Annotated in this window: 19 protein-coding genes; 11 read left to right on the top strand and 8 right to left on the bottom strand. The window is 69.0% G+C overall.

All coding sequences use genetic code 11. From position 1 onward, the window contains the following. The first annotated feature begins 69 nt into the window (after nucleotides 1-69). The 3 genes from AB4112_RS11215 (at nucleotide 70) to mdh (ending at nucleotide 2,652) form a co-directional block, all read left to right on the top strand. Complete coding sequence (locus tag AB4112_RS11215) at nucleotides 70-495, top strand: acyl-CoA thioesterase (RefSeq protein WP_309798041.1); 426 nt, start codon at nucleotides 70-72, stop codon at nucleotides 493-495. 97 nt (nucleotides 496-592) lie between these two features. Next, nucleotides 593-1,576 carry a malate dehydrogenase gene (locus tag AB4112_RS11210; RefSeq protein ID WP_309798044.1) on the top strand — a complete coding sequence of 328 codons (984 nt, stop codon included), beginning with the start codon at nucleotides 593-595 and terminating at the stop codon, nucleotides 1,574-1,576. A 116-nt stretch (nucleotides 1,577-1,692) separates the two neighbouring features. Then, nucleotides 1,693-2,652 (top strand): malate dehydrogenase, encoded by a 960-nt coding sequence (mdh, locus tag AB4112_RS11205; RefSeq protein ID WP_441719536.1) that lies wholly within the window; start codon nucleotides 1,693-1,695, stop codon nucleotides 2,650-2,652. Between the two features lie 57 nt (nucleotides 2,653-2,709). Here mdh and AB4112_RS11200 read toward each other — a convergent pair whose 3' ends face one another. Then, a complete protein-coding gene (locus tag AB4112_RS11200; protein WP_309798049.1) occupies nucleotides 2,710-3,732 on the bottom strand; it encodes an alpha/beta hydrolase in 1,023 nt (340 codons plus the stop codon). A gap of 247 nt (nucleotides 3,733-3,979) precedes the next feature. Between AB4112_RS11200 and AB4112_RS11195 the strand changes: the two genes are divergently transcribed. After that, complete coding sequence (locus tag AB4112_RS11195; protein ID WP_309798052.1) at nucleotides 3,980-4,195, top strand: hypothetical protein; 216 nt, start codon at nucleotides 3,980-3,982, stop codon at nucleotides 4,193-4,195. A gap of 4 nt (nucleotides 4,196-4,199) precedes the next feature. Here the strand turns inward: AB4112_RS11195 and panC are convergent, their stop codons facing one another. The 7 genes from panC to AB4112_RS11160 all read right to left on the bottom strand — a co-directional run bounded on the left by panC (nucleotide 4,200) and on the right by AB4112_RS11160 (nucleotide 13,228). Further along, nucleotides 4,200-5,045, bottom strand: coding sequence for a pantoate--beta-alanine ligase (gene panC, locus AB4112_RS11190; protein WP_309798053.1), 846 nt, complete (start codon nucleotides 5,043-5,045; stop codon nucleotides 4,200-4,202). Then, on the bottom strand, nucleotides 5,042-5,866 hold the full coding sequence (gene panB / locus AB4112_RS11185; RefSeq protein WP_309798056.1) for a 3-methyl-2-oxobutanoate hydroxymethyltransferase: 825 nt from the start codon (nucleotides 5,864-5,866) through the stop codon (nucleotides 5,042-5,044). Before panB ends, panC begins: the two co-directional genes overlap by 4 nt. 143 nt (nucleotides 5,867-6,009) lie before the next feature. After that, nucleotides 6,010-6,486: a carboxymuconolactone decarboxylase family protein gene (locus AB4112_RS11180; RefSeq protein ID WP_309798059.1), complete on the bottom strand. Its 477-nt coding sequence runs from the start codon at nucleotides 6,484-6,486 to the stop codon at nucleotides 6,010-6,012. A 123-nt stretch (nucleotides 6,487-6,609) separates the two neighbouring features. Continuing rightward, on the bottom strand, nucleotides 6,610-8,400 hold the full coding sequence (locus AB4112_RS11175) for an ABC transporter ATP-binding protein (protein WP_441719529.1): 1,791 nt from the start codon (nucleotides 8,398-8,400) through the stop codon (nucleotides 6,610-6,612). Between the two features lie 429 nt (nucleotides 8,401-8,829). Further along, nucleotides 8,830-10,413: a M28 family metallopeptidase gene (locus AB4112_RS11170; protein ID WP_441719526.1), complete on the bottom strand. Its 1,584-nt coding sequence runs from the start codon at nucleotides 10,411-10,413 to the stop codon at nucleotides 8,830-8,832. Nucleotides 10,414-10,729: 316 nt separating this feature from the next. Continuing rightward, nucleotides 10,730-12,328, bottom strand: coding sequence for a M20/M25/M40 family metallo-hydrolase (locus tag AB4112_RS11165; RefSeq protein ID WP_441719523.1), 1,599 nt, complete (start codon nucleotides 12,326-12,328; stop codon nucleotides 10,730-10,732). Between the two features lie 288 nt (nucleotides 12,329-12,616). Next, nucleotides 12,617-13,228 carry a glutathione S-transferase family protein gene (locus tag AB4112_RS11160; protein ID WP_441719520.1) on the bottom strand — a complete coding sequence of 204 codons (612 nt, stop codon included), beginning with the start codon at nucleotides 13,226-13,228 and terminating at the stop codon, nucleotides 12,617-12,619. Nucleotides 13,229-13,427: 199 nt separating this feature from the next. Between AB4112_RS11160 and sucC the strand changes: the two genes are divergently transcribed. The 7 genes from sucC to AB4112_RS11125 all read left to right on the top strand — a co-directional run bounded on the left by sucC (nucleotide 13,428) and on the right by AB4112_RS11125 (nucleotide 21,884). After that, nucleotides 13,428-14,624, top strand: a complete 1,197-nt coding sequence (gene sucC, locus AB4112_RS11155) for an ADP-forming succinate--CoA ligase subunit beta (RefSeq protein WP_441719518.1) — start codon at nucleotides 13,428-13,430, stop codon at nucleotides 14,622-14,624. Further along, entirely contained in the window at nucleotides 14,624-15,499 is an 876-nt protein-coding gene (gene sucD / locus AB4112_RS11150) for a succinate--CoA ligase subunit alpha (RefSeq protein ID WP_441719515.1), read from the top strand. The genes sucC and sucD overlap by 1 nt, the downstream gene beginning before the upstream one ends. Before the next feature lie 384 nt (nucleotides 15,500-15,883). Further along, nucleotides 15,884-18,796 carry a 2-oxoglutarate dehydrogenase E1 component gene (locus AB4112_RS11145; protein ID WP_441719791.1) on the top strand — a complete coding sequence of 971 codons (2,913 nt, stop codon included), beginning with the start codon at nucleotides 15,884-15,886 and terminating at the stop codon, nucleotides 18,794-18,796. 42 nt (nucleotides 18,797-18,838) lie between these two features. Next, nucleotides 18,839-20,098, top strand: a complete 1,260-nt coding sequence (odhB, locus tag AB4112_RS11140) for a 2-oxoglutarate dehydrogenase complex dihydrolipoyllysine-residue succinyltransferase (protein ID WP_441719512.1) — start codon at nucleotides 18,839-18,841, stop codon at nucleotides 20,096-20,098. 51 nt (nucleotides 20,099-20,149) lie between these two features. Next, entirely contained in the window at nucleotides 20,150-20,653 is a 504-nt protein-coding gene (locus AB4112_RS11135; RefSeq protein WP_309798074.1) for a hypothetical protein, read from the top strand. Nucleotides 20,654-20,726: 73 nt separating this feature from the next. Beyond that, nucleotides 20,727-21,296, top strand: coding sequence for a TetR/AcrR family transcriptional regulator (locus tag AB4112_RS11130; protein WP_309798076.1), 570 nt, complete (start codon nucleotides 20,727-20,729; stop codon nucleotides 21,294-21,296). Nucleotides 21,297-21,428: 132 nt separating this feature from the next. Continuing rightward, entirely contained in the window at nucleotides 21,429-21,884 is a 456-nt protein-coding gene (locus AB4112_RS11125) for a (2Fe-2S)-binding protein (RefSeq protein WP_441719508.1), read from the top strand.

Here is a 21,884-nt window from a genome sequence, read left to right as displayed (position 1 = left end):
GACAACCGGCGGCTTTGCACTGGGGCCGATTCGGGTCTATGTCGCGGGAAGCCCCGCCCGGAGAGCGACATGACCGAGACCAGCTTCGATCCTACAGATCCCGCCTCCTATCCGCATTGGGCGGACGAGCGCGTGCGCTATTCCGACACCGACGCGCTGGGCCATGTGAACAACAACGCCTATGGCGTCTATTTCGAGACCGCCCGCCTGCACTTCTTCCTCGATTCCGGGATCAAGCTGGGCAAGAGCCGCGGTGCCGTGGTGGTGCGCATCACCATGAACTTCCTGCGTGAGCTGACCTGGCCGAACGACGTGCGCATCGGCACCCGGATGACCAGGCTGGGCGGCAAGTCCTTCACCTATGCCCAGGCCCTGTTCGTCGGCGACCGCTGCCACGCCACGGCGGAGACGGTGAGCGCGATGTTCGACCTGGAGACCCGCCAGTCCTTCCCGCTGCCGGAGGAGCTGCGCGCCCGCTTCGCGTCGCAGGTCTGATCCCGTCCGACCGCGCCCGGCCGGCGCTTCCCATCGGCCCGGCGCTTCCATAAAGTCCGCCCGAAAGCCGCTTCGGGCTTGCCAGGAGACCCCTCCCATGCCGAAACCCGCCCTTCATGTCGCCGTCACCGGCGCCGCCGGCCAGATCTGCTACTCGCTGCTGCCCCGCATCGCCCAGGGCGACGTGTTCGGCAAGGACCAGCCGGTGGTGCTGCAGCTGCTCGACCTGCCGCAGGCCCTGAAGGCGGTCCAGGGCGTGGTCATGGAGCTCGAGGACTGCGCCTTCCCGCTGCTGGCCGGCATCGTCGTCACCGACGACCCGAAGACCGCCTTCCGCGACATCGACGCCGCCTTCCTGGTCGGCTCCCGCCCCCGCTCCCAGGGCATGGAGCGGCGCGACCTGCTGTCGGCCAATGCCGAGATCTTCAAGGTCCAAGGCCGCGCCCTGAACGAGGCGGCCAAGCGCGACGCCAAAGTGCTGGTGGTCGGCAACCCCGCCAACACCAACGCCTACATCGCCACCCGCAGCGCGCCCGACCTGCCGCTGGGCAACATCACCGCCATGGTCCGGCTGGACCACAACCGGGCGCTGGCGCAGCTGGCGGCGAAGGCTGGCGTTGGCACCGCCGCGATCGACAAGCTGGTGATCTGGGGCAACCATTCGCCGACCATGTTCGCCGACTACCGCTTCGCCACCGCCAACGGCCGCAAGCTGCCGGAGCTGATCGGCGACGAGACCTGGTACCGCGAGACCCTGATCCCGACCGTGGCCCGCCGCGGCACCGCGATCATCGAGGCGCGCGGCTCCTCCTCCGCCACCTCCGCCGCCAATGCGGCGATCGACCATATGCGCGACTGGGTGCATGGCAGCGACGGGCGCTGGGTGTCGATGGCGGTGCCCTCCGACGGCTCCTACGGCGTCCCCGAAGGCCTGGTCAGCGGCGCGCCGGTGATCTGCGCCGGCGGCAGCTACAGCCGCGTCACCGGGCTCGAGATCGACGGCTTCGCCCGGTCGATGCTGGACAAGACGGTGGCCGAGCTGACCGAGGAACGCGACGCGGTCGCCGCCCTCCTGGCCTGATCCTGATGCGGCCGGGGGCGTGCCCGAAGCGGGCATGCCCCCGGCTTGCTGCACCTGCGAAATCGCGCTAGGACACCGCCTGTCTTTTCTGCGGCTCATCGGAAGGATGGCACGTCATGGCGCGCAACAAGATCGCCCTCATCGGCGCGGGGCAGATCGGCGGCACCCTCGCCCTGCTCGCCGGGCTCAAGGAGCTCGGTGACATCACCCTGTTCGACGTGGTCGACGGTGTGCCCCAGGGCAAGGCGCTTGATATCGCCGAGGCCTCGCCGGTCGAGGGCTTCGACGCCGTGCTGAAGGGCGGCAGCGACTATTCCGCGATCGCGGGCGCCGACGTCGTCATCGTCACCGCCGGCGTGCCGCGCAAGCCGGGCATGAGCCGCGACGACCTGATCGGCACCAACACCAAGGTGATGCAGGCGGTCGGCGCCGGCATCAAGCAATACGCCCCGGACGCCTTCGTCATCTGCATCACCAACCCGCTGGACGCCATGGTCGGCGTGCTGCGCGAGGCCTGCGGCCTGAAGCCGGAGAAGGTGGTCGGCATGGCCGGCGTGCTCGACTCCGCGCGGTTCCGCTACTTCCTGGCCGAGGAGTTCAAGGTCTCGGTCGAGGACGTCACCGCCTTCGTTCTGGGCGGCCATGGCGACAGCATGGTGCCGCTGGCCCGCTATTCCACCGTCGCCGGCATCCCGCTGCCCGACCTGGTGAAGATGGGCTGGACCACGCAGGAGACGCTGGACCAGATCATCCAGCGCACCCGCGACGGCGGCGCCGAGATCGTCGGCCTGCTGAAGACCGGCAGCGCCTTCTACGCCCCCGCCTCCTCCGCCATCGCCATGGCCGAGAGCTATCTGCGCGACAAGCGCCGCGTGCTGCCCTGCGCCGCCTACCTGACCGGCCAGTACGGCGTCACCGGCCTGTACATCGGCGTGCCGGTGGTGATCGGCGCCAACGGTGTGGAGCGGATCGTCGAGGTCCAGTTCACCGCCGAGGAGAAGGCCGCCTTCGACACCTCGGTCGCCGCGGTGAAGGGCCTGGTCGAGGCCACGAAGAAGCTGATCGCCGCGGCCTGATCCGCCGCCCACTCTCGATCGTCCGGAACGGCCGGCGCATTGCCGGCCGTTTGCGTTTCAGCCGGTGAAGGGCAGCGTATACCGGCCGCCGCCATCGGCCCGGCGGCCCGTCACCGCATCGCTGGCCGTGCCCTTCAGCACCTGGACGATGTCCGCCGCCACGCGTGGGATGCGCCGATAATACTGGTGGGTGTCGAGATCGGCCTGGTCCACCGGCACCACCGGCGAGCAGTTCACCACCGCGACATTCGCGGCCAGCCCGGCCGGCAGCGACGGCCCCTGGCGGCCCAGCCGCAAGGGATTGGCCATCACGGACCAGCTGAACCAGAGCGGCACGTCCTGCTGGTTGAGATAGACCGTGACCCGGTCGGTGAGGCCGCAGAGCCGCTGCAGCTTTCCCGCGTCGGTCAGGGTGTCGAAGTCCTCGTCCGCCGCGGCCAGGATGGTCTCATCGGCCAGCCGCGTTGCCGGGAGGATCTGGCCCCGCTGCAGCAGCGATTGCACCCCGTTCCGCAGGGCCCAGTTCCCCATGCTGTGGGCAAGGAGGATACGGCGCGGCTGCGATGGCAGCGTGGGGCCGAAGTTCGACCAGCGGATCAGCGCGTCGCCACAGGCGATGCCCGAGCGCTGCGCCGCATCTCGATCGGCGCGATAGGCGGATTTGCCCTCGCCGACCAGGGACCCGAAATCGATGACCTTGCCCAGGGATGGCCAGCAGAACACGAAGGGGCAGAGCGGGCCGGAGCCTTGCGCCTGGTAGAAGCCGGTCAGCTGCGCCGCGCGCGCCAGCGCGTTGCGGAAGGTGTTGGCGAAACCGTGGACGAAGAACATCAGATCCGCCGGCTCGGCCTGGATCTGCTGCCGCAGCGTGTCGAAAGTGGCGGTGACGCCGTGGCGCCCGGCCCCGGCATCGTCCGATTCGCGCGGCACGTTCAACCCGGTGGCGTTCCCGTTCGAATCGACATCCGCCCAGCCGAACCAGATTTCGTCCGCCGCGATGCTGGACAGTTCGGCGGTGAAATCCGTCGGGTTGGATCGCGGGCTGGGCGCCCGGTTGGTCGCGAAATAAACGCGGGTCATGGTCAAATCCCCTTTGACTATGGGCCGCGTCGCGCCGCCGGGGCGGAGCCGCGCGGATCGGCGATGATACCACCACTCGCGCGGCTCGGGCGCCGTGAGCCGTCTCACGGCGCCCACCGGTTCACCCTTCCGATTTCCGCCGCAATCGCACGGCAGCCTACGGGCCGGCCAGGGGCTGCGGCGCCCCCTCGCCTTGGCCTGCCCGGATGACTACAGTGCCCGCCGATCGAGACTGGAGGACTGACCGATGACCCGCCTGATCCTGGCCGCCGCGGCCGCCACCCTGCTGCTGGCCTCCTGCGGCAGCGACACCATTCCGATCGACAAGTCGCAGCAGGCCGAGCCTTCGCCGCCGGCGGTTCCGGCCGAACCGATCGAGCGCCAGCCGCTGTCGGCCCCGCCGGCATCGCTGACCGGCGCGCCCGACCCGTCGCAGACGACGCCGCAGACCCCGCCGAAGTAGGGCCTTACGCGACCGGCAGGTTGTCGAGCAGCCGCGTGGCGCCGAGCCGGACCGCGGCGATCAGGCGCCGCGGCCGGCCCGGCACCGGGTCGGCCAGGGTCTCGGCATCGCGCAGCACAAGATAGTCGACCGCATCGAATCCCGCGTCGCGCAGCCGGTCGGGCCCGGCCGCCAGCCGGCCCGGCTCCGCCGCGATCTCGGCCAGGATCCGGTTCAGCCGCCGGGCCACCGCCAGCTGCGCCTCGGTGAGGAAGGCGTTGCGCGACGACAGGGCGAGGCCGTCGCCATCGCGCACCGTCGGCACGGCCAAGATGGCGCAGGGCAGGTCGAGGTCGCGCACCAGCCGGCGCACCAGCAGCAGCTGCTGGTAGTCCTTCTCGCCGAAGGCGGCGATGTCGGCCCCGGCCTGGATCAAGAGCTTCGCCACCACCGTCGCCACCCCGGCGAAATGGCCGGGTCGGATCGCGGCCTCGAGATCGGCCACGATCGGCCCGCCCGGCACGATCGAGAAGGCGAAGCCGGGCGGATAGATCTCCTCCACCGTCGGCAGGTAAGCCAGATCGGCGCCGATGCCGGCCAGCTTGGCCAGATCCTCGGCCTCGCGCCGGGGATAGCGGCTGAAATCCTCCTTCGGCCCGAACTGGGCCGGGTTGACGAAGATGCTGAACAGGATCCGGTCGGCCCCCGCCCGCCGCGCCGCCTCGGCCAGGGTGAGGTGGCCCTGGTGCAGCGCGCCCATGGTCGGGACCAGGCCGATCCGGGCGCCGTCGCGGCGCCAGCCGGCCACCACGGTGCGCAGTTCGGCCGCCGTCCGGGCGACCAGCGGAAGGGCGGGCGCCGCAGGGCTCATGACGGCTTCTTCTCGGCAAAGACGTGTTCGGGGCCGGGGAAGCGCCGGGCCTTCACATCCGCGGCGAAGGCCGACGCCGCCTCGGTGATGGCGCCGGCGAGGTCGGCGTAGCGGCGGACGAAGCGCGGCGTGCCGGCCCCGGTCAGCCCCAGCAGGTCGTCCACCACCAGCACCTGGCCGTCACAATCGACCGAGGCGCCGATGCCGATGGTCGGCACCGCCACCTCTTCCGTGATCCGGCGGGCCAGCGGCTCGACCGTGCCTTCGATCACCAGGGAGAAGGCGCCGGCCTCGACCATGGCCTTCGCTGCCGCCAGGATGCGCTCGGCCTCCTCCGGGCTGCGGCCGCGGGCGTTGTAGCCGCCGAGCATGTTGACCGATTGCGGCAGCAGGCCGACATGACCCATCACCGGGATGCCGCGGGCGGTGAGGAAGGCCACCGTCTCCGCCATCTCCGCGCCGCCCTCCAGCTTCACCGCCGAGGCGCCCTCGACCATCAGCCGGTGCGCGGCGGCGAAGGCGTCGCGCGGCGACGCCTGGTAGCTGCCGAAGGGCAGGTCGGTCACGATCGCGGCACGGACGGAACCGCGGCGCACCGCGGCGGTGTGCAGGGCCATCATCTCGACCGTGACGCCGACGGTGCTGTCCAACCCGTGCACCACCATGCCGACGCTGTCGCCGACCAGCAGCACGTCGACATGCGGGTCGAGCAGCCGGGCCACCGGCGTGGTGTAGGCGGTCAACGCGACGATCGGCTCCTGCCCTTTGCGGGCGCGGAGCTGCGGGATCGTGATGCGCCGGATCGCGGCGGAAACGCTCACCTCGGTGCTCTCCCAGTCGAACGGGATCTGTCGTCCCCGGACCAGGATGCTGCAGTGCAAAATCATCCAGCGCAAGCCGGATGTCATGTAGTGAAAAACCGTGGGCGGCCGAGGCCGCCCACGGTCAGGTCATGGGCCGGACGTCAGGCCGCGGCGGCCTGGGCGCTGGCCGCGTCCGGCTTCGGCGCCGCGGCGAAGCCGACCGCGATCCGGTTCCAGCTGTTGATCGAGCACACCGCGAGGGTCAGGTCGACCAGGTCGCGGTCGCTGAACTCCGCCTTCACCGCCTCATAGATCGCGTCCGGCACCTGCCGGGTGTCGGCGATGCGGGTCAGCGCCTCGGCCCAGGCCAGCGCCGCCTGCTCGCGGGCGCTGAACAGGCCATGCGCTTCGCGCCAGCCGGCGACGCAGTCCAGCCGCTGCTGGCCCTCGCCGTCCTCGCGCAACGCCTTGGAGTGCATGTCGAGGCAGTAGGCGCAGCCGTTGATCTGCGACACCCGCAGGAAGATCAGCTCCTGCAGGGTCTTCGGCAGGTTGGAGCTTTCGAGATAGGCGTGCACGCCCAGCTGGGCCTGCAGGGCACCCGGCGCGGCGGCGGCATAGTTGAGACGCTTGGACATTTCGGAACGGCTCCCGTTTCGGATCGGAGCCGCCGCTCCCCATGGAAACGGCGGCCTCGATCATAAGACGAGATGGTGCTCGCGGATGTGACAGGGGCGGGAGAAGAAGGTTCCGATCCTCCCCTATGCCGCCTCCTGGCCGTCGATCAGGCCCATCGCCTGGTGCTCGAACAAGGCGCGGTAGTGGCCGCCCTCACGCTTCACCAGCTCGGCATGGGTGCCCTGCTCGACGATGCGGCCGCGGTCGAACACCAGGATGCGGTCGACCTTCTGCACCGTCGACAGCCGGTGGGCGACGATGATCGTGGTGCGCCCGACGATCAGCTTCTCCACCGCCGCCTGGATCAGCGATTCCGACACGCTGTCCAGGCTGGACGTCGCCTCGTCCAGGATCAGGACCGGCGCGTCGGCCAGGATGGCGCGGGCCAGGGCCACGCGCTGCCGCTCGCCGCCCGACAGCTTCACCCCGCGCTCGCCGACCGGCGTCTGGTAGCCCTGCGGCAGGCGCTCGATGAAGTCGTGGGCATAGGCCTGCTTCGCCGCATCGATGATCTGCTCCAGCGTCGCCTCGGGCCGGCCATAGGCGATGTTCTCCGCCAGCGAGCGGTGGAACAGGATCGGCTCCTGCGGCACCAGCGCGATCTGGCGGCGCAGGCTCTCCTGCGTCACCGCGGCGATGTCCTGGCCGTCGATCCGGATGGCGCCGCCATCGATGTCGTACAGCCGCTGCACCAGCTTGACGAAGGTGCTCTTGCCGCTGCCGGAATGGCCGACCAGGCCGATCTTCTCGCCCGGGGCAATGGCCAGCGAGAAGTCGTCATAGATCGGGTCCCGCTGCCCCTGGTAGCGGAAGGTCACGGCGTCGAGGTCGATGCGCCCGGCTGCGACGGCGATCTCCGGCGCGCCCGGGCGGTCCTCGACCCCGAGCGGCTGGTCCATGAAGTCGACCAGCTCCTCCATGTCGTTGACCGCACGCTGCAGGTTGCGGACGTGCATGCCGACGCCGCGGAGATAGCCGTGGATCAGGGCGTAGGTGCCCAGCACATAGGTGATGTCGCCCGGCGTCGCCTGGCCGCGGCTCCACAGCCACAGGGCGATGCCCAGCACCATGCCGTTCAGCGCCACCATCAGCAGGTTCTGGGTGGTGCCGGAATTGGTGCCGCGGTGCCAGGTGCGGATGGTGCGGCTGCGCCAGATCTCGACCGTGCGAGCGATGAAGGCGTCCTCGCGCCGCTCGGCGCCGAAGGTCTTCACCACAGCGTTGCAGCCGATCGAATCGGCCAGGTTGCCGCCCAGCTTCGAATCCATCTCATTGGCCAGCCGCGCCGCCGGGGCGACGTAGCGCAGCACCAGGATCAGGCTGAGCAGCAGGAACAGGGCGACGCCGAACGCCACCGCCACCCCCATGATCGGCCAGCGCGCCGCCAGCAGCGCGGTGGCGCCGAGCAGAACCAGCACCGAGGGCAGCAGCTCGACCAGGATGACGTCGTTGAGCAGGTCCATCGCCCAGGTGCCGCGGTTGATCTTGCGCACCGTGGCGCCGGCGAAGCTGTTGGCGTGCCAATCGGTCGAAAAGCGCTGGACCCGCCAGAACGCTTCCTGCGTCATCGCCTGCATGATCCGGGTGGTCAGCCGGATGATGGCGCGGAACACGGTGTCGCGCAGCGCGACATAGACGATGCCGAGCCCGACGATGGTCAGCAGCGCCGTCAGCGCCGCGTCGAAGCCGCCGCCGCCCGCCGCGATGGCGTCGACCATGCGGCCGGCGAAGATCGGCAGCACCACGTCGATCGCGGTCGAAGAGACCACGGCGCCGATGGCGATCGTCACCGCCAGCGGATGGCGGCGCCAATGGGCAAAGGTGAAGCGCAGCACGCGCGCGAGGGGATTCTGGGTGTTCTGGTCTACGGCCACGGTCGTTCCGACACCGCCAAAGCGGCATCCTCCCGGCTGAATCGTTCTGGCGAATCGACAACGGCGCGAACCGGCATCGACGGCGATCTGGAGGGGTTTCGGGACGGGACGCCGGTTTCGGAAGTCGTCGGGCGTCCTCGGCGTGGATCCGGCGGCCCCCGGGGCCAAACCTGCCGGGAGCGCGGGGCGGGACCTACCTAGTGACGGAGGTCCGGGGAGCTGGCGAAGCGTGTTGGTGTCACTGCAACTCCCCCTTTGTCGTTTCGTGGACGCCGATCAACCCGCCGCACGGGACGGGAGAGTCTTGATACCAGCGACCGAATGTTTCGGCAAGCCGGCATGGGAAGAATGTCGGCACAAGCCGGATCGCGGGCATGAAAAAAGGGCCGGGCGTCGCCACCCGGCCCCTCGAGATTCGACCGGCTGCGATCAGCGCTGCAGCATCGGACCCTTGTACAGCGGGCCGCGCTGGGCCGAGGCGGCGCGCTTGGCGGCCGACGCCGCGAACCCTGCGGTGTCGACCACCGGGTCGCGTCGCATCGCGAAGGTGATCACCGAATTCGCCACCGCGTCCGAGAACTGGTCCAGCGCGGTGTTGCTGACGTTGGCGATGCCGTCGCAGGGCTGGTGGTAGCAGGCATCGTAGGGCTGGCCGGCGGTGCCGCCATAGATCCGCGCCTCGGCCGCGGTCTTGACGTTCTCGGCGCCGCTGAACAGGCCGCCGGCCGGGATGCCGTTCTCGATGAAGGGGCCGTAGTCGGACCGGCCGTCGAAGGCGGTGGGGGCGGTGGCCAAGTTCTTCCGGGCGAAATGGGCCAGGAACACGTTCTCGATCAGGCCCGAGCCGTTCGGCCCCGCATCCGGGGTGTCGGAGCCGTTGCCGTCATAGACGAAGCGGACGTAGTTGGGCGACGCCAGCATGTCGAAGTTCAGGTTCAGCAGGATCTTCGCCTTCTCGGCGTCGCTGAGCGATCCGACGTAGTGGGTCGAGCCGAGCAGCCCCAGCTCCTCGCCGCCCCAGAAGGCGAAGCGCACCTTGTTGCGCAGCAGCAGCTGGCGGCGGCCCACCTGCTCGGCGACCTCGAGATTGGTCGCGGTGCCGCTGCCATTGTCGTTGATACCAGGGCCGACCTGCACCGAATCGAGATGCGCCCCGACCGTGACGATCTTGTTCGGGTTGCCGAACCAGGTGTCGGCGATCACGTTCCAGTTCGTCCGCCGCTCGTTGACCGCCTGGACCTTGATGCGGACGGTGACCGGGCCGGACTGGGCCTGGGTGTACAGCTCGTTGCCGACCTCGAAGGTGGTGAACACCCCCGGATACGGCCGCGGCGCGCCGAGGCCGACGCCCTCGACCACCTCGGTGCGGCCGGGTTGACCCTCATTCATGATGATGACGCCGATGGCGCCGGCCGCCTCCGCCATCTCCGCCTTCTGGGCGAAGGGGCAGGTGCCGCGCTGGATCAGCGCGATGGCCCCCGCCGTCTCCGGCGGATAGTCGGCGGCCTCGCAGCCGCTGGCCGAGCTCGGCTCCGGCGTCGGCGGCAGGACGATGTTGCGGGTCGGGACCACCCGGCCGGTGAGCTCGGTCGAGGCGGAGTAGAGCGTGGTCGCGAAGTCGGTGTGGGGCGTGTAGGTCCGCGGCGCCGGCGACACCCGCCCGAACTCCGGCGTCCCGGTCTCCTGGAAGAAGTCGAACGGGAAGGGCTGGACGGTGACCTGGTAGCCGGCGCGCTGCAGCCGCTGCTTCACATAGTCGACCGAGGCCTTGTAGCCCGGCAGGCCGGCGGCGCGGTTGCCGCCATTGGCGGTGGCGATCGCCTGCAGCGCGGTCAGGTGCTGGCGGATGCCGGCGACCGTGACCGCGCGCTGCAGATCGGCGCTCATCAGCCCGGTGATCAGGTCGCCGATCGGATTGCTGCTCTGGGCGGAGGCCGTGGCGGCATGGGCCGAAGACGCAGGAATCGCGATGGCGGTCGCCAGCAGGGCGACCGCCAGACAGCGGATTTTCACGATGGATCCCCCTTCAATTCGTTGCGGAGGGGCTTGTGCCGCCCGAGTCGCATCGAATGGCCCCGTCTGGCCAGCCCCCACTTGACTGCACTGTCCGGCACCGTCGCAAGAGACGTCAAATGTTTTGTTACGGTTTTCTTTGAGAAATATTTGAGAAAATTTTATCTTATCTCGATTTAGTCTTTCATAATCTTAGAACTCTGGAATCATCCCTTTCAATTTCCGGACAATACGTGATTTTCCCTTGGCGAGGCCTGAGACAAAGAAAAGGGCCGGACGCGAGCGTCCGGCCCCCTCGATGGTCAGGTTGCAACCGTCAGCGGATGAGCAGCGGGCCCTTGTAGAGCGCACCGCGCGTCGCGGCGCGGGTCGCGGCACGCTTGGCGGCCGAGGCCACCAGGCCGGCGGTGTCGACGACCGGCTGGCTGCGCTGGGCGAAGACGACGACCGAATTCGCCACCGAATCCGAGAACTGGTCGAGCACGGTGTTGTTGATGTTGGCGATGGTGTCGCAGGCCTGGTGATAGCAGGCGTCGTAGGGTTGGCCGGCGGTGCCGCCGTAGATCCGCGCCTCGGCCTCGGTCTTGATCCCCTCGGCGCCGGTGAAGATGCCGCCGGCCGGGATGCCGGCATCGGTGAAGGCGACGTAGTCGGACCGCCCGTCGAAGGCGGTCGGGCTGGTCGCCAGGTTGCGCTGGGCGAAGAACGCCAGGAACACGTTCTCGACCACGCCGGAGCCGTTCGGGCCCGCCGCGTCCGGGAAGGTCGACCCGTTGCCGTCATAGACGAAGCGCACGTAGTTGGGCGACGCCAGCATGTCGAAGTCCAGCATCACCTTGACCTTCGCCCGCTCGGCGTCGCTCAGCGTCTCGACATAGTGGAACGCGCCGAGCAGCCCGAGCTCCTCCGCGCCGAAGAAGGCGAACCGCACCTTGTTGCGCAGCAGCAGCTGGCGGCGGCCCAGCTGCTCGGCGACCTCGAGGTTGGTCGCGGTGCCGCTGCCGTCGTCGTTGATGCCCGGGCCCGCGGGCACCGAGTCATTGTGGGCGCCGACCACCACGACCGAGTCGGGCCGGCCGAAATACGTCTCGGCGATGACGTTCGAGGTTGGACGGTTCTCGGACAGCGTGTTGGTGGTGACATGCACGGTGACCGGGCCGGCCTGGGTCTGGGCATAGAGGTCGGCGCCGACCTGGAAGGTGGCCTTCAGCACCGGAATGTCGATCGGCACATCCATGGCGGCGGTGGGGAACAGGTCGGTCCGGCCGGGCTGGCCTTCGTTGAAGATGACCACGGCCCTGGCCCCGGCCGCCTTGGCGTTGGCCGCCTTGGTGCTGAAGTCGCAGGTGCCGCGCTGGACCAGCGCGATCTGGCCGGACACCGCGGCCGGGAAATCCGCGGCCTCGCAGCCGCTGCTCGAATTCGGCGCCGGGGCCGGCGGGATTTCGATGTCGTTGGTCGGCACCAGCCGCCCGGTGACGTCGCCCGACCCCGAGAACGGCATCGTGGTGAAGTCGGTCAGGTCGACATAGGTCTTCGGGGTCGGCGCCGTCTCGGCGAAGCTGCCCGGGCCGAGCTCCTCGTAGAACGGGATGTCGAAGTTCTGCACCGTCACCCGGTAGCCGGCGCGCTGCAGCCGCTGCTTGAGGTAGTTGACCGTGGCGACGTTGCCCGGCGTGCCCGCGGCGCGGGTGCCGTCATTGGCGTCGGCGATCCGCTGCAGGGCGTTGAGGTGCTGGCGGATGCCCGGGACGGTGACCGCCCGCTGCAGGTCCAGGCTCATCAGACCGGTGATCAGGTCGCCGAGCGGATTGCCCTGGGCGGAGACGTTGGTGGCCGTGGCGGCCAGGGCAGAAGACGCAGGAATGGCGATGGCGGACGCCAGCAAGGCGGCCGCCAGATGACGCACTTTCACAATGGTCCCCCTTCATTTCGTTGCGGTGGGGCTTTTGGCCGCCCGGATCGCATCGAATGGCCTTAGGTCCAGGCCAGCCCCCACTTGCCGACACTGTCAAACAGTGCAGAGACAAAGGTCAATAGACCAAAGTTGAATTCATTTTATCCATCTTTGAGCAAACTTGACGTCAGATTGATCGAGTTTGCCCTTCTCTTGTCCTATCTTATGAACGCTTGCTCAATTGCCAGACAAAACGTTGGATTGCTCCGGCAGGGACTGCATAACCGCGTCCTCACCGCCCGCGTCTCAGTCGAAATACTGGACCCAGGCCTCGGCCACGACAGGGTTCGCCAGCATCCGCTCCCAGGCGATGCCCAGCGGCGGCATCTCCTCGCGGAAGTCGTACCAGGTCAGCAGCATCAGCAGGTACAGGTCGGCCGCCGTCATCTGGTCGCCCAGCAGCAGCGGCCCGGGGTCGAGCGCGTCGGCGATCAGCGCCCAGCAGCGGTCCACGGCGCGGTCCGCCGCCTCCTTGACCCCCGGCGCCCCGGCGGGGTCGGTGGTGTAGCGCTCGGGGTGGAACTGCCGCAGGGCGGCGCCGTACAGGTTCACCGCCATGAACAGCAGCCAGCGGTCGAACCGGGCGCGGTCGGCGCTGCCGGGCGGCGGCGCCAGCCCGGCCTGCGGGTGGGCGTCGACCAGATGCAGCAGCATCGCCGCCGATTCGGTCAGCACCGTGCCGTCGGGCAGCACCAGGGTCGGCACCTCGCCCATCGGGTTCAGCCGGAGATAGTCGGGCCGGCGGTGCTCGCCCTGGAGATGGTCGATCCGGATCCGTTCGCAGGGCACGCCGGCCAGGCGCAGCACCACGTCGGGCGCGAAGGCGCCGGTGTCCTTGTTCCAGTACAACCTGTACATCGCCGACATCCTCGCCCCAGGGGACCACCGCGGAGCATTGTATCACCGCGGCGGGACGATGGCCGGGATCAGCGAGCCCGTCGCCCGCGGTTTTGCTGCATTGCGGCGACTCGGTTGCCCGCTGCGATTCAGGTGCTATTGTGCCGCCCGTTTCGCGGGCGGCCTCAGGCGCCGCGCTCTCACCCAGGACGGACGGTCCATGAACATCCACGAATATCAGGCGAAGGCGCTGTTGGGACGGTACGGTGTCCCGGTGCCGCGCGGCGGGGTGGCGTACACGCCGGAGGAGGCGGTTCGCGTGGCGGAGGGTCTCGGCGGCGGTGTTTACGTCGTGAAGTCCCAGATCCATGCGGGCGGCCGCGGCAAGGGCCACTTCAAGGAGGATCCGGCGGGCAAGGGCGGCGTCCGGGTGGTGAAGTCGGTCGAGGCGGTGAAGGCCGAGGCCGAGGCGATGCTGGGCCGGACGCTGGTGACGGTGCAGACCGGGCCGGCGGGCAAGGAGGTCGGCCGGGTCTATGTCGAGGAAGGCTGCGACATCGCCCGTGAGCTGTATCTGTCGCTGCTGGTCGACCGCAAGAGCGGCCGGGTGACGGCGATCGCGTCGACCGAGGGCGGCATGGCGATCGAGGAGGTGGCGGAAGCCACRCCGGAGAAGATCCTGACCATCGCCATCGACCCGGCGACGGGGCTGTCGGACTTCCACGCCCGCAAGGTGGCCTTCGGGCTGGGGCTCGAGGGCAAGCAGGTCGGGGCCGCGGTCAGCTTCCTGAAGGGGCTGTACAAGGCGTTCACCGAGCTCGACGCCGCGCTCTTGGAGATCAACCCGCTGGTGGTGACGGGCGCGGGCCAGATCATCGCGCTCGACGCCAAGATGGGCTTCGACGACAACGCGCTGTTCCGGCACCAGGAGATCGAGGAGCTGCGCGACGAGAGCGAGCAGGACCCGACCGAGACGGCGGCGGAGAAGGCRTCGCTGAACTACGTCAAGCTGGACGGCAACATCGGCTGCATGGTCAACGGCGCCGGGCTGGCGATGGCGACCATGGACATCATCAAGCTGGAAGGCGGCGAGCCGGCCAACTTCCTGGATGTCGGCGGCGGCGCCACGCGTGAGCGGGTGACCACGGCGTTCAAGCTGATCCTGTCGGACCCGAATGTCGAAGGCATCCTGGTCAACATCTTCGGCGGCATCATGCGCTGCGACGTGATCGCCGAGGGCGTGGTRGAAGCCGCGCGCGAGGTGGCGCTGCACGTGCCGCTGGTGGTGCGTCTCGAAGGCACCAATGTCGAGCGCGGCAAGCAGATCCTGGCCGAGAGCGGCCTGCCGATCCTGTCGGCCGACGACCTCGGCGAYGCCGCGACCAAGATCGTCCGTGCCGTGAAGGAGGCCGCATAATGGCCGTGCTCGTCGACAAGACCACCAAGGTGCTGTGCCAGGGCTTCACCGGGGCCCAGGGGACGTTCCATTCCGAGCAGGCGATCGCCTACGGCACCCGCATGGTCGGCGGCGTGACGCCGGGCAAGGGCGGCACCAGGCACCTGGACCTGCCGGTGTTCGACACCGTGGCCCAGGCGGTGGACCAGACCGGGGCCAACGCCAGCGTAATCTACGTGCCGCCGCCCTTCGCGGCGGATGCGATCCTGGAGGCGATCGACGCCGAGATCCCGCTGGTGGTGTGCATCACCGAGGGCATTCCGGTCCTGGACATGGTCAAGGTGAAGCGGGCGCTGGCCGGGTCGGGCACGCGGCTGATCGGGCCGAACTGCCCGGGGGTGATCACGCCGGGCGAGTGCAAGATCGGGATCATGCCGGGGCACATCCACCGTCGCGGCAAGATCGGCATCGTCAGCCGGTCGGGCACGCTGACCTATGAGGCGGTGGCGCAGACCACGGCGGCGGGCCTGGGCCAGACCACCTGCATCGGCATCGGCGGCGACCCGGTGAACGGCACCAGCTTCGTGGACGCGCTGGAGCTGTTCCTGGGCGAYCCGGAGACCGAGGGCATCATCATGATCGGCGAGATCGGCGGCGACGCCGAGGTGATGGGCGCCGAGTTCCTGAAGGCCAGCGGCACCAAGAAGCCCGTCGTGGGCTTCATCGCCGGGCGCACCGCGCCGCCGGGCCGSCGCATGGGCCATGCCGGGGCGGTGATCTCCGGCGGCCACGACACCGCCGACCACAAGATTGAGGCGCTGAAGGCCGCCGGCATCGCCGTCGCCGAATCCCCCGCCGATCTCGGTCGCACCATGCTCGCGGCGATGAAGGGCTGATCGGCCCGTCACCGCACGACACCAGCCCCCGACCGGTGCACGCCGGTCGGGGGCTTTTTCTTGGCCGGACGGGATCGCCGCGCCGCCGGAGAGTGGCTAGGCGCCTGATGTCTGTGCGATCGAATCCGACATCCGCACCGCCGATCCGGACAGATTCGACCTTTCTGTTCCCGACACCATGTCGCGTTTGCGTTCTTTGCGTGGGTGATCTGTCGTAATGACGCCGGAAATTGCTCGTTCCGCGCCCGACATATCTTTCATCGCCAACACTTTCGGCGTAGGTTGCGCGCCACTTGGACCCGTCCCGCAAGGGACCGCCCGGTCGCGGCGTCAACGCGACAGCCGACCGCCAGGGAAACGGCCGGACACCGGCCGTTGAGAATGATGGGTAGCCCGTCGGAACAAAGTTCCTTCCTTTTCGCCCCGAACGCAGAATTCATCGCCGAGCTGCATGACCGGTACAGGGCCGATCCGGCCTCGGTCGACGACAGCTGGCGTGCGTTCTTCGACGGCCTCGACGAGGCCGTGCCGGAGACCGAGGCCGGACCCTCCTGGGGGCCGCGCAACGGCGCGATCCCGGCGGTCAGGCTGAACGGCCTGGGCGAGGCCTTCGGGCTGGAGGCGCCGACCGAGGCGCCGGCCAAGGGCCAGAAGTCGGGCAAGGCCCCGGCGACGGCCGCACCGGTCGGGGCCGATGCCGATGCGGTCCGGCGCGCCGCGCATGACACGCTGCGGGCGATGCAGCTGATCCGCGCCTACCGGGTCCGCGGCCACCTGCTGGCCGATCTCGACCCGCTGGGCCTGACCGAGCACAAGTCGCACCCCGACCTCGATCCCGCGACCTACGGCTTCACCGAAACCGATTTGGAGCGGCCGATCTATGTCGCCGGCCAGCTCGGCCTCGACACCCCGACGCTGGGCCAGATCGTGACCCGGCTGCGCGCCACCTATTGCGGCCATATCGGCGTCGAATACATGCACATCCAGGACCCGGCGGTCCGCGCCTGGATCCAGGAACGCATCGAGACGATCGAGAACCGCACCGAATTCACCCCACAGGGCAAGCGCGCCATCTATGAGCGCCTGACCGCGGCCGAGACCTTCGAGCGCTTCCTCAACGTCAAGTACACCGGCACCAAGCGCTTCGGCCTGGACGGCGGCGAGGCGATGATCCCGGCACTGGAGCAGGTGCTGAAGCGCGGCGGCCAGCTGGGCCTCGAGGACGTCGTGTTCGGCATGGCCCATCGCGGCCGGCTGAACACCCTGACCAACGTCATCGGCAAGCCGTTCACCGCGATCTTCTCGGAGTTCCAGGGCAACCCGGCCAACCCCGAGGACGTGCAGGGGTCGGCCGACGTCAAATACCATCTGGGCACCTCGTCCGACCGCGAGTTCGACGACAAGGTCATCCACCTCTCGCTGACCGCCAACCCGTCGCATCTCGAATGCGTCAACCCGGTGGTGGTGGGCAAGGTCCGCGCCAAGCAGACCCAGCGCCGCGACGAGGACCGCAGCCGGGTGCTGCCGCTGCTGATCCACGGCGACGCCGCCTTCGCCGGCCAGGGCGTGGTGGCCGAGACGCTGATGATGTCCGACCTCAAGGGCTACCGCGTCGGCGGCACCGTCCATTTCGTCATCAACAACCAGATCGGCTTCACCACCGCGCCGGTCTATTCCCGCTCGGGCCCCTACTGCACCGATGTGGCGCGGACGGTCCAGGCGCCGATCTTCCACGTCAACGGCGACGATCCGGAGGCGGTGGTCCACGCCTCGCGCATCGCCATCGAGTTCCGCCAGGAATTCGGCCATGACGTGGTGGTGGACATGTTCTGCTACCGCCGCTTCGGCCACAACGAGGGCGACGAGCCGGCCTTCACCCAGCCGCTGATGTACAAGACCATCGCCCAGCACGCCTCGGTGCGCGAGCTGTACGCCAAGCAGCTGGTCGAGGAAGGCCTGCTGAAGGCCGAGGAGGCCGAGGGCATCGTCCGCGACTTCCAGAAGCATCTGGAGGACGCGTTCCAGGCCGCCACCTCGTACAAGCCGAACAAGGCGGACTGGCTGGGCGGCGCCTGGTCGGGCTTCACCATCGCCGCCGGCGACGAGCGGCGCGGCGCCACCGCGGCGCCCGACGCGCTGCTGCGCGAGGTCGGCCGCGCCATCAGCAGCGTACCGGACAGTGTCAAGGTCAACCCCAAGGTCGCGCGCCAGCTCAAGGCCAAGGCGCAGATGATCGAGACCGGCCGCGACATCGACTGGGCGACGGCCGAGGCCCTGGCCTTCGGCACGCTGGTGGCCGAGGGCATCCCGGTGCGGCTGTCCGGCCAGGATTCCGGCCGCGGCACCTTCAGCCAGCGCCATTCGGTGCTGGTCGACCAGGAGACCGAGGAGCGCTACGTCCCGCTGAACCATGTCCGCGAGGGTCAGGCGACCTTCGAGGTGCATGACAGCCCGCTGTCGGAATTCGCGGTGCTGGGCTTCGAGTACGGCTATTCCCTGGCCGAGCCGCGGGCCTTGACCCTGTGGGAGGCGCAGTTCGGCGACTTCGCCAACGGTGCCCAGACCATCATCGACCAGTTCATCTCCTCCGGCGAGCAGAAGTGGCTGCGCATGTCCGGCCTGGTGATGCTGCTGCCGCATGGCTATGAGGGCCAGGGGCCGGAGCATTCCTCGGCCCGGATCGAGCGCTACCTGCAGCAATCGGCCGAGGACAACTGGCAGGTGGTCAACCTGACCACCCCGGCCAACTACTTCCACGCGCTGCGCCGCCAGATCCACCGCGACTTCCGCAAGCCGCTGGTGGTGTTCACGCCGAAGTCGCTGCTGCGCCACAAGGAATGCGTCTCGACCCTGGCCGATTTCGGCGTCGGCTCGGCCTTCCACCGCGTGCTGCCGGAGACGGCGGAGCTGGTGGCCGGCGGCGAGGTCAAGCGCGTCGTGATCTGCTCCGGCAAGGTCTATTACGACCTGAAGAAGGAGCGCGACGAGCGCGGGCTGAAGGACGTCGCCATCATCCGCCTGGAGCAGCTGTTCCCATTCCCGCGCAAGACGCTGGGCGCGGAGCTGGCGAAGTATCCGAAGGCCGAGGTGGTGTGGTGCCAGGAGGAGCCCGAGAACCAGGGCGCCTGGTACTTCGTCGACCGCAAGATCGAAGCCGTGCTGGGCGACATCGGCCGCGCCGGCGCCCGCCCGCGCTACGCCGGCCGGCCGGAGGCCGCGGCCCCGGCCACCGGCCTGCTGCGCCGCCACAACCAGGAACAGGCCAAGCTGGTCGACGAGGCCCTGTCGGTCGGCTGACCCCCGGACTGCCACCGCCCCGGTCGAAGGAATGGAGACTCTATGAGCGTCGAGATCAAGGTGCCCGCGCTGGGCGAATCGGTGACCGAGGCCACCGTCGCCCGCTGGCTGAAGAAGCCGGGCGAGGCGGTCGCCATGGATGAACCCCTGGTCGAGCTCGAGACCGACAAGGTGACGCTCGAGGTCAACGCCACCGCGGCCGGCGTGCTGGAATCGGTGACGGCCGAGGAAGGCGCCAATGTCGAGGTCGGCGCCCTGCTGGGCAGCATCGGCGAAGGTGCCGGCGCCCCGGCCGCCAAGCCGGCGGCGAAGGCCGAGGCTGCTGCCCCGGCCCCTGCGGCCAAGCCTGCCGCGGTCGCCCCGGCTGCCAAGGTGAATGGTGGCGACGCCCCGATCGTGATGCCGTCGGCGGCCAAGATCATCGCCGAGACCGGCCTCGACGCCGCCGCCATCGCCGGCAGCGGCAAGGGCGGGCGCATCCTGAAGGAGGACGCGCAGAACGCCGCCGCCGGCGGCGCCAAGCCGGCGGCCACACCGGCCACCGGCGCCACCATCGAGATCCCCGCCTTCACCCGTCCCGACAGCGGCCCGCGGCCGCAGAAGGACCGGGAAGAGCGGGTGCGCATGTCCAAGCTGCGCAAGACCATCGCCTCGCGGCTGAAGCAGGCCCAGAACAACGCCGCCATGCTGACGACCTTCAACGAGGTCGACATGACGGCGCTGATGGCGCTGCGCAACCAGTACAAAGACAGCTTCGAGAAGAAGCACGGCGTGAAGCTGGGCTTCATGTCCTTCTTCCTGAAGGCCTGCATCGTCGCGCTGAAGGAGCTGCCGGCGGTCAACGCCGAGATCGACGGCGACGACCTGGTCTACAAGAACTACTACGACATCGGGGTCGCGGTCGGCACGCCGAACGGGCTGGTGGTGCCGATCGTACGCGACGCCGACGCCCTGTCCTTCGCCGAGGTCGAGAAGACCATCGGCGACCTCGGCCGCAAGGCGCGCGACGGCAAGCTGTCGATCGCCGACATGACCGGCGGCACCTTCACCATCTCCAATGGCGGGGTCTACGGCTCGCTGATGTCGACGCCGATCCTGAACCCGCCGCAATCCGCCATCCTGGGCATGCACAAGATCCAGGAGCGGCCGATGGCGGTGGCCGGCAAGGTCGAGATCCGGCCGATGATGTACCTGGCCCTGTCCTACGACCACCGCATCATCGACGGGCGCGAGGCCGTGACCTTCCTGGTCCGGGCCAAGGAGTGCCTGGAGGATCCCCAGCGCATCCTACTCGACATGTGATCGTCACGAAGGGCACGCTGGGCGTGCCCTTCTTCGTTTCGGAGCCCCGCCTTGGTCCGCGCCGCCGTCCTCGCCCTGCCTGTCCTGCTTGCCGCCACGGCTGCCGCCGGCGCACAGGAGGCCGAGGGCTGGGGCACCAACTACCATCTCGGCACCTTTTACGCCGGCCTGACCAATGCCGGCGGCGCCCATCTCGGCGTCTACTGCGCCGAGATGGTGGGCGTGGCGGGATCGGCGGCCCCCACCGGCCCCTATGTGCTGTTCTCGGTGCCGCGCAAGCTTGCGGTGGCCGGGCCGAAGGCGACCGTCACCTTCCGCGTCAACGACAAGCCGATGCCGGTGCCGATGACGGCCACGGTCGAGGAGGCGTCGACCAGCTTCGACTGGCGCCCGGGCAAGGCCTACACCGCCGACCAGATGAAGGCGCTGGTCGAGGCGCTGCGCCACGGCAAGACGCTGCGCGTCGATCTGGCCGACCCGGCCGTGGCCGAGCCCTTCACCCTCGCCGGTTCCGGCGCCGCACTGAACGGCATCCTCGACTGCGGCAAGGGCTGACGGCCCGCCGTCGTTCTTGACAGCGAAGCGGCTTGCCGGCTAACTAGAACGAACGTTCGATCGAGTACAATTCATGGATGGCGACAGCAAACGCGGCGCGATCCTGAAGGCAACCCTGGAGTTGGTGGCGGAGCGTGGCTTCCACGACACGCCGATGTCCCTGGTGGCCAAGCGGTCGGGCGCCAGTCCGGGGGTGATCTACCACTACTTCACCAGCAAGGACGAGCTGATCCGCGACCTCTACAGCGAGGTCAAGGCGGTGAAGGGGCGGGCCCTGGTGCAGGGCGATTTCGAGGGTCTTTCGCCGAAGGAGACGTTCAAGCGCACCTGGCTGAACGCCTATGCGTTCTACCGCACGCATCGGCAGGAGGCCCAGTTCCTCGACCAGTACGAGAACTCTCCCTATCACCGGCCCGTCGAACTGGCGGCGCTGGCGGCCGAGGACCCGAACTTCGCCTGCCTGGCGCAACGGCTGAGCCTGAGCGACGGCAGCAGCCCGTTCAAGGCCCTGCCGTCGGACATCGTCCAGGACCTGACCTTCGCGGTGGCGGCGCGCCTGGCCAAGCGGACGACGGAGACGCCGCTGGACGATGCGGCGCTGGACGACATTGCCGAGGGCTGCTGGCGCGCAGTGGCCCGTTGAGTCGATTTTTTGACCGGAACCAGATCGAACATTCGATCTAGGACAAAGATCCGCCGGTTTCGAGCGGACATGCCAGCCCCGGCGCGGTGCCCGGCCCTCTTCGCACCGCACACTCAAATTGGGACATCGACCATGGTGAAACTGAACATCAATGGCGCGGACCACGAGCTCGACATCGATCCGCAGATGCCGCTGCTGTGGGCCCTGCGCGACCACCTCACGATGACCGGCACCAAGTTCGGCTGCGGCCAGGCCCTGTGCGGCGCCTGCACCGTGCATCTCGACGGCCAGCCGGTGCGGTCGTGCCAGACCTTCGTCGGCGATGTCGGCGCCAGCAAGATCACCACCATCGAGGGCGTCTCCGGCAAGGTCGCCGAAGCGGTGCGGGCCGCCTGGACCAAGCTGGACGTGGTGCAGTGCGGCTACTGCCAGTCCGGCCAGATCATGTCGGCGATCGGCCTCTTGACCCAGACGCCGAAGCCGACCGATGACGACATCGTCTCGGCGATGGATGGCAACATCTGTCGCTGCGGCACCTACCAGCGCATCCGCGCGGCGATCCACGACGCCGCGTCGACGCTGGCATAG

The sequence above is a fragment of the Inquilinus sp. 2KB_23 genome (assembly GCF_052115705.1).
Classification (GTDB): Bacteria; Pseudomonadota; Alphaproteobacteria; order DSM-16000; family Inquilinaceae; genus Inquilinus; species Inquilinus ginsengisoli_A.
Note: the sequence above shows the minus strand (reverse complement) of the source record. Positions and strands in the feature narration are given on the sequence as shown.

Excerpts from the sequence above, each read along its gene's own strand:
- AB4112_RS11215 (WP_309798041.1), top strand. The coding sequence starts at position 70 with ATGACCGAGACCAGCTTCGATCCTACAGATCCCGCCTCCTATCCGCAT.
- AB4112_RS11210 (WP_309798044.1), top strand. The coding sequence starts at position 593 with ATGCCGAAACCCGCCCTTCATGTCGCCGTCACCGGCGCCGCCGGCCAG.
- mdh (WP_441719536.1), top strand. The coding sequence starts at position 1,693 with ATGGCGCGCAACAAGATCGCCCTCATCGGCGCGGGGCAGATCGGCGGC.
- AB4112_RS11200 (WP_309798049.1), bottom strand. The coding sequence starts at position 3,732 with ATGACCCGCGTTTATTTCGCGACCAACCGGGCGCCCAGCCCGCGATCC.
- AB4112_RS11195 (WP_309798052.1), top strand. The coding sequence starts at position 3,980 with ATGACCCGCCTGATCCTGGCCGCCGCGGCCGCCACCCTGCTGCTGGCC.
- panC (WP_309798053.1), bottom strand. The coding sequence starts at position 5,045 with ATGAGCCCTGCGGCGCCCGCCCTTCCGCTGGTCGCCCGGACGGCGGCC.
- AB4112_RS11180 (WP_309798059.1), bottom strand. The coding sequence starts at position 6,486 with ATGTCCAAGCGTCTCAACTATGCCGCCGCCGCGCCGGGTGCCCTGCAG.
- AB4112_RS11160 (WP_441719520.1), bottom strand. The coding sequence starts at position 13,228 with ATGTACAGGTTGTACTGGAACAAGGACACCGGCGCCTTCGCGCCCGAC.
- AB4112_RS11145 (WP_441719791.1), top strand. The coding sequence starts at position 15,884 with ATGGGTAGCCCGTCGGAACAAAGTTCCTTCCTTTTCGCCCCGAACGCA.
- odhB (WP_441719512.1), top strand. The coding sequence starts at position 18,839 with ATGAGCGTCGAGATCAAGGTGCCCGCGCTGGGCGAATCGGTGACCGAG.
- AB4112_RS11130 (WP_309798076.1), top strand. The coding sequence starts at position 20,727 with ATGGATGGCGACAGCAAACGCGGCGCGATCCTGAAGGCAACCCTGGAG.
- AB4112_RS11125 (WP_441719508.1), top strand. The coding sequence starts at position 21,429 with ATGGTGAAACTGAACATCAATGGCGCGGACCACGAGCTCGACATCGAT.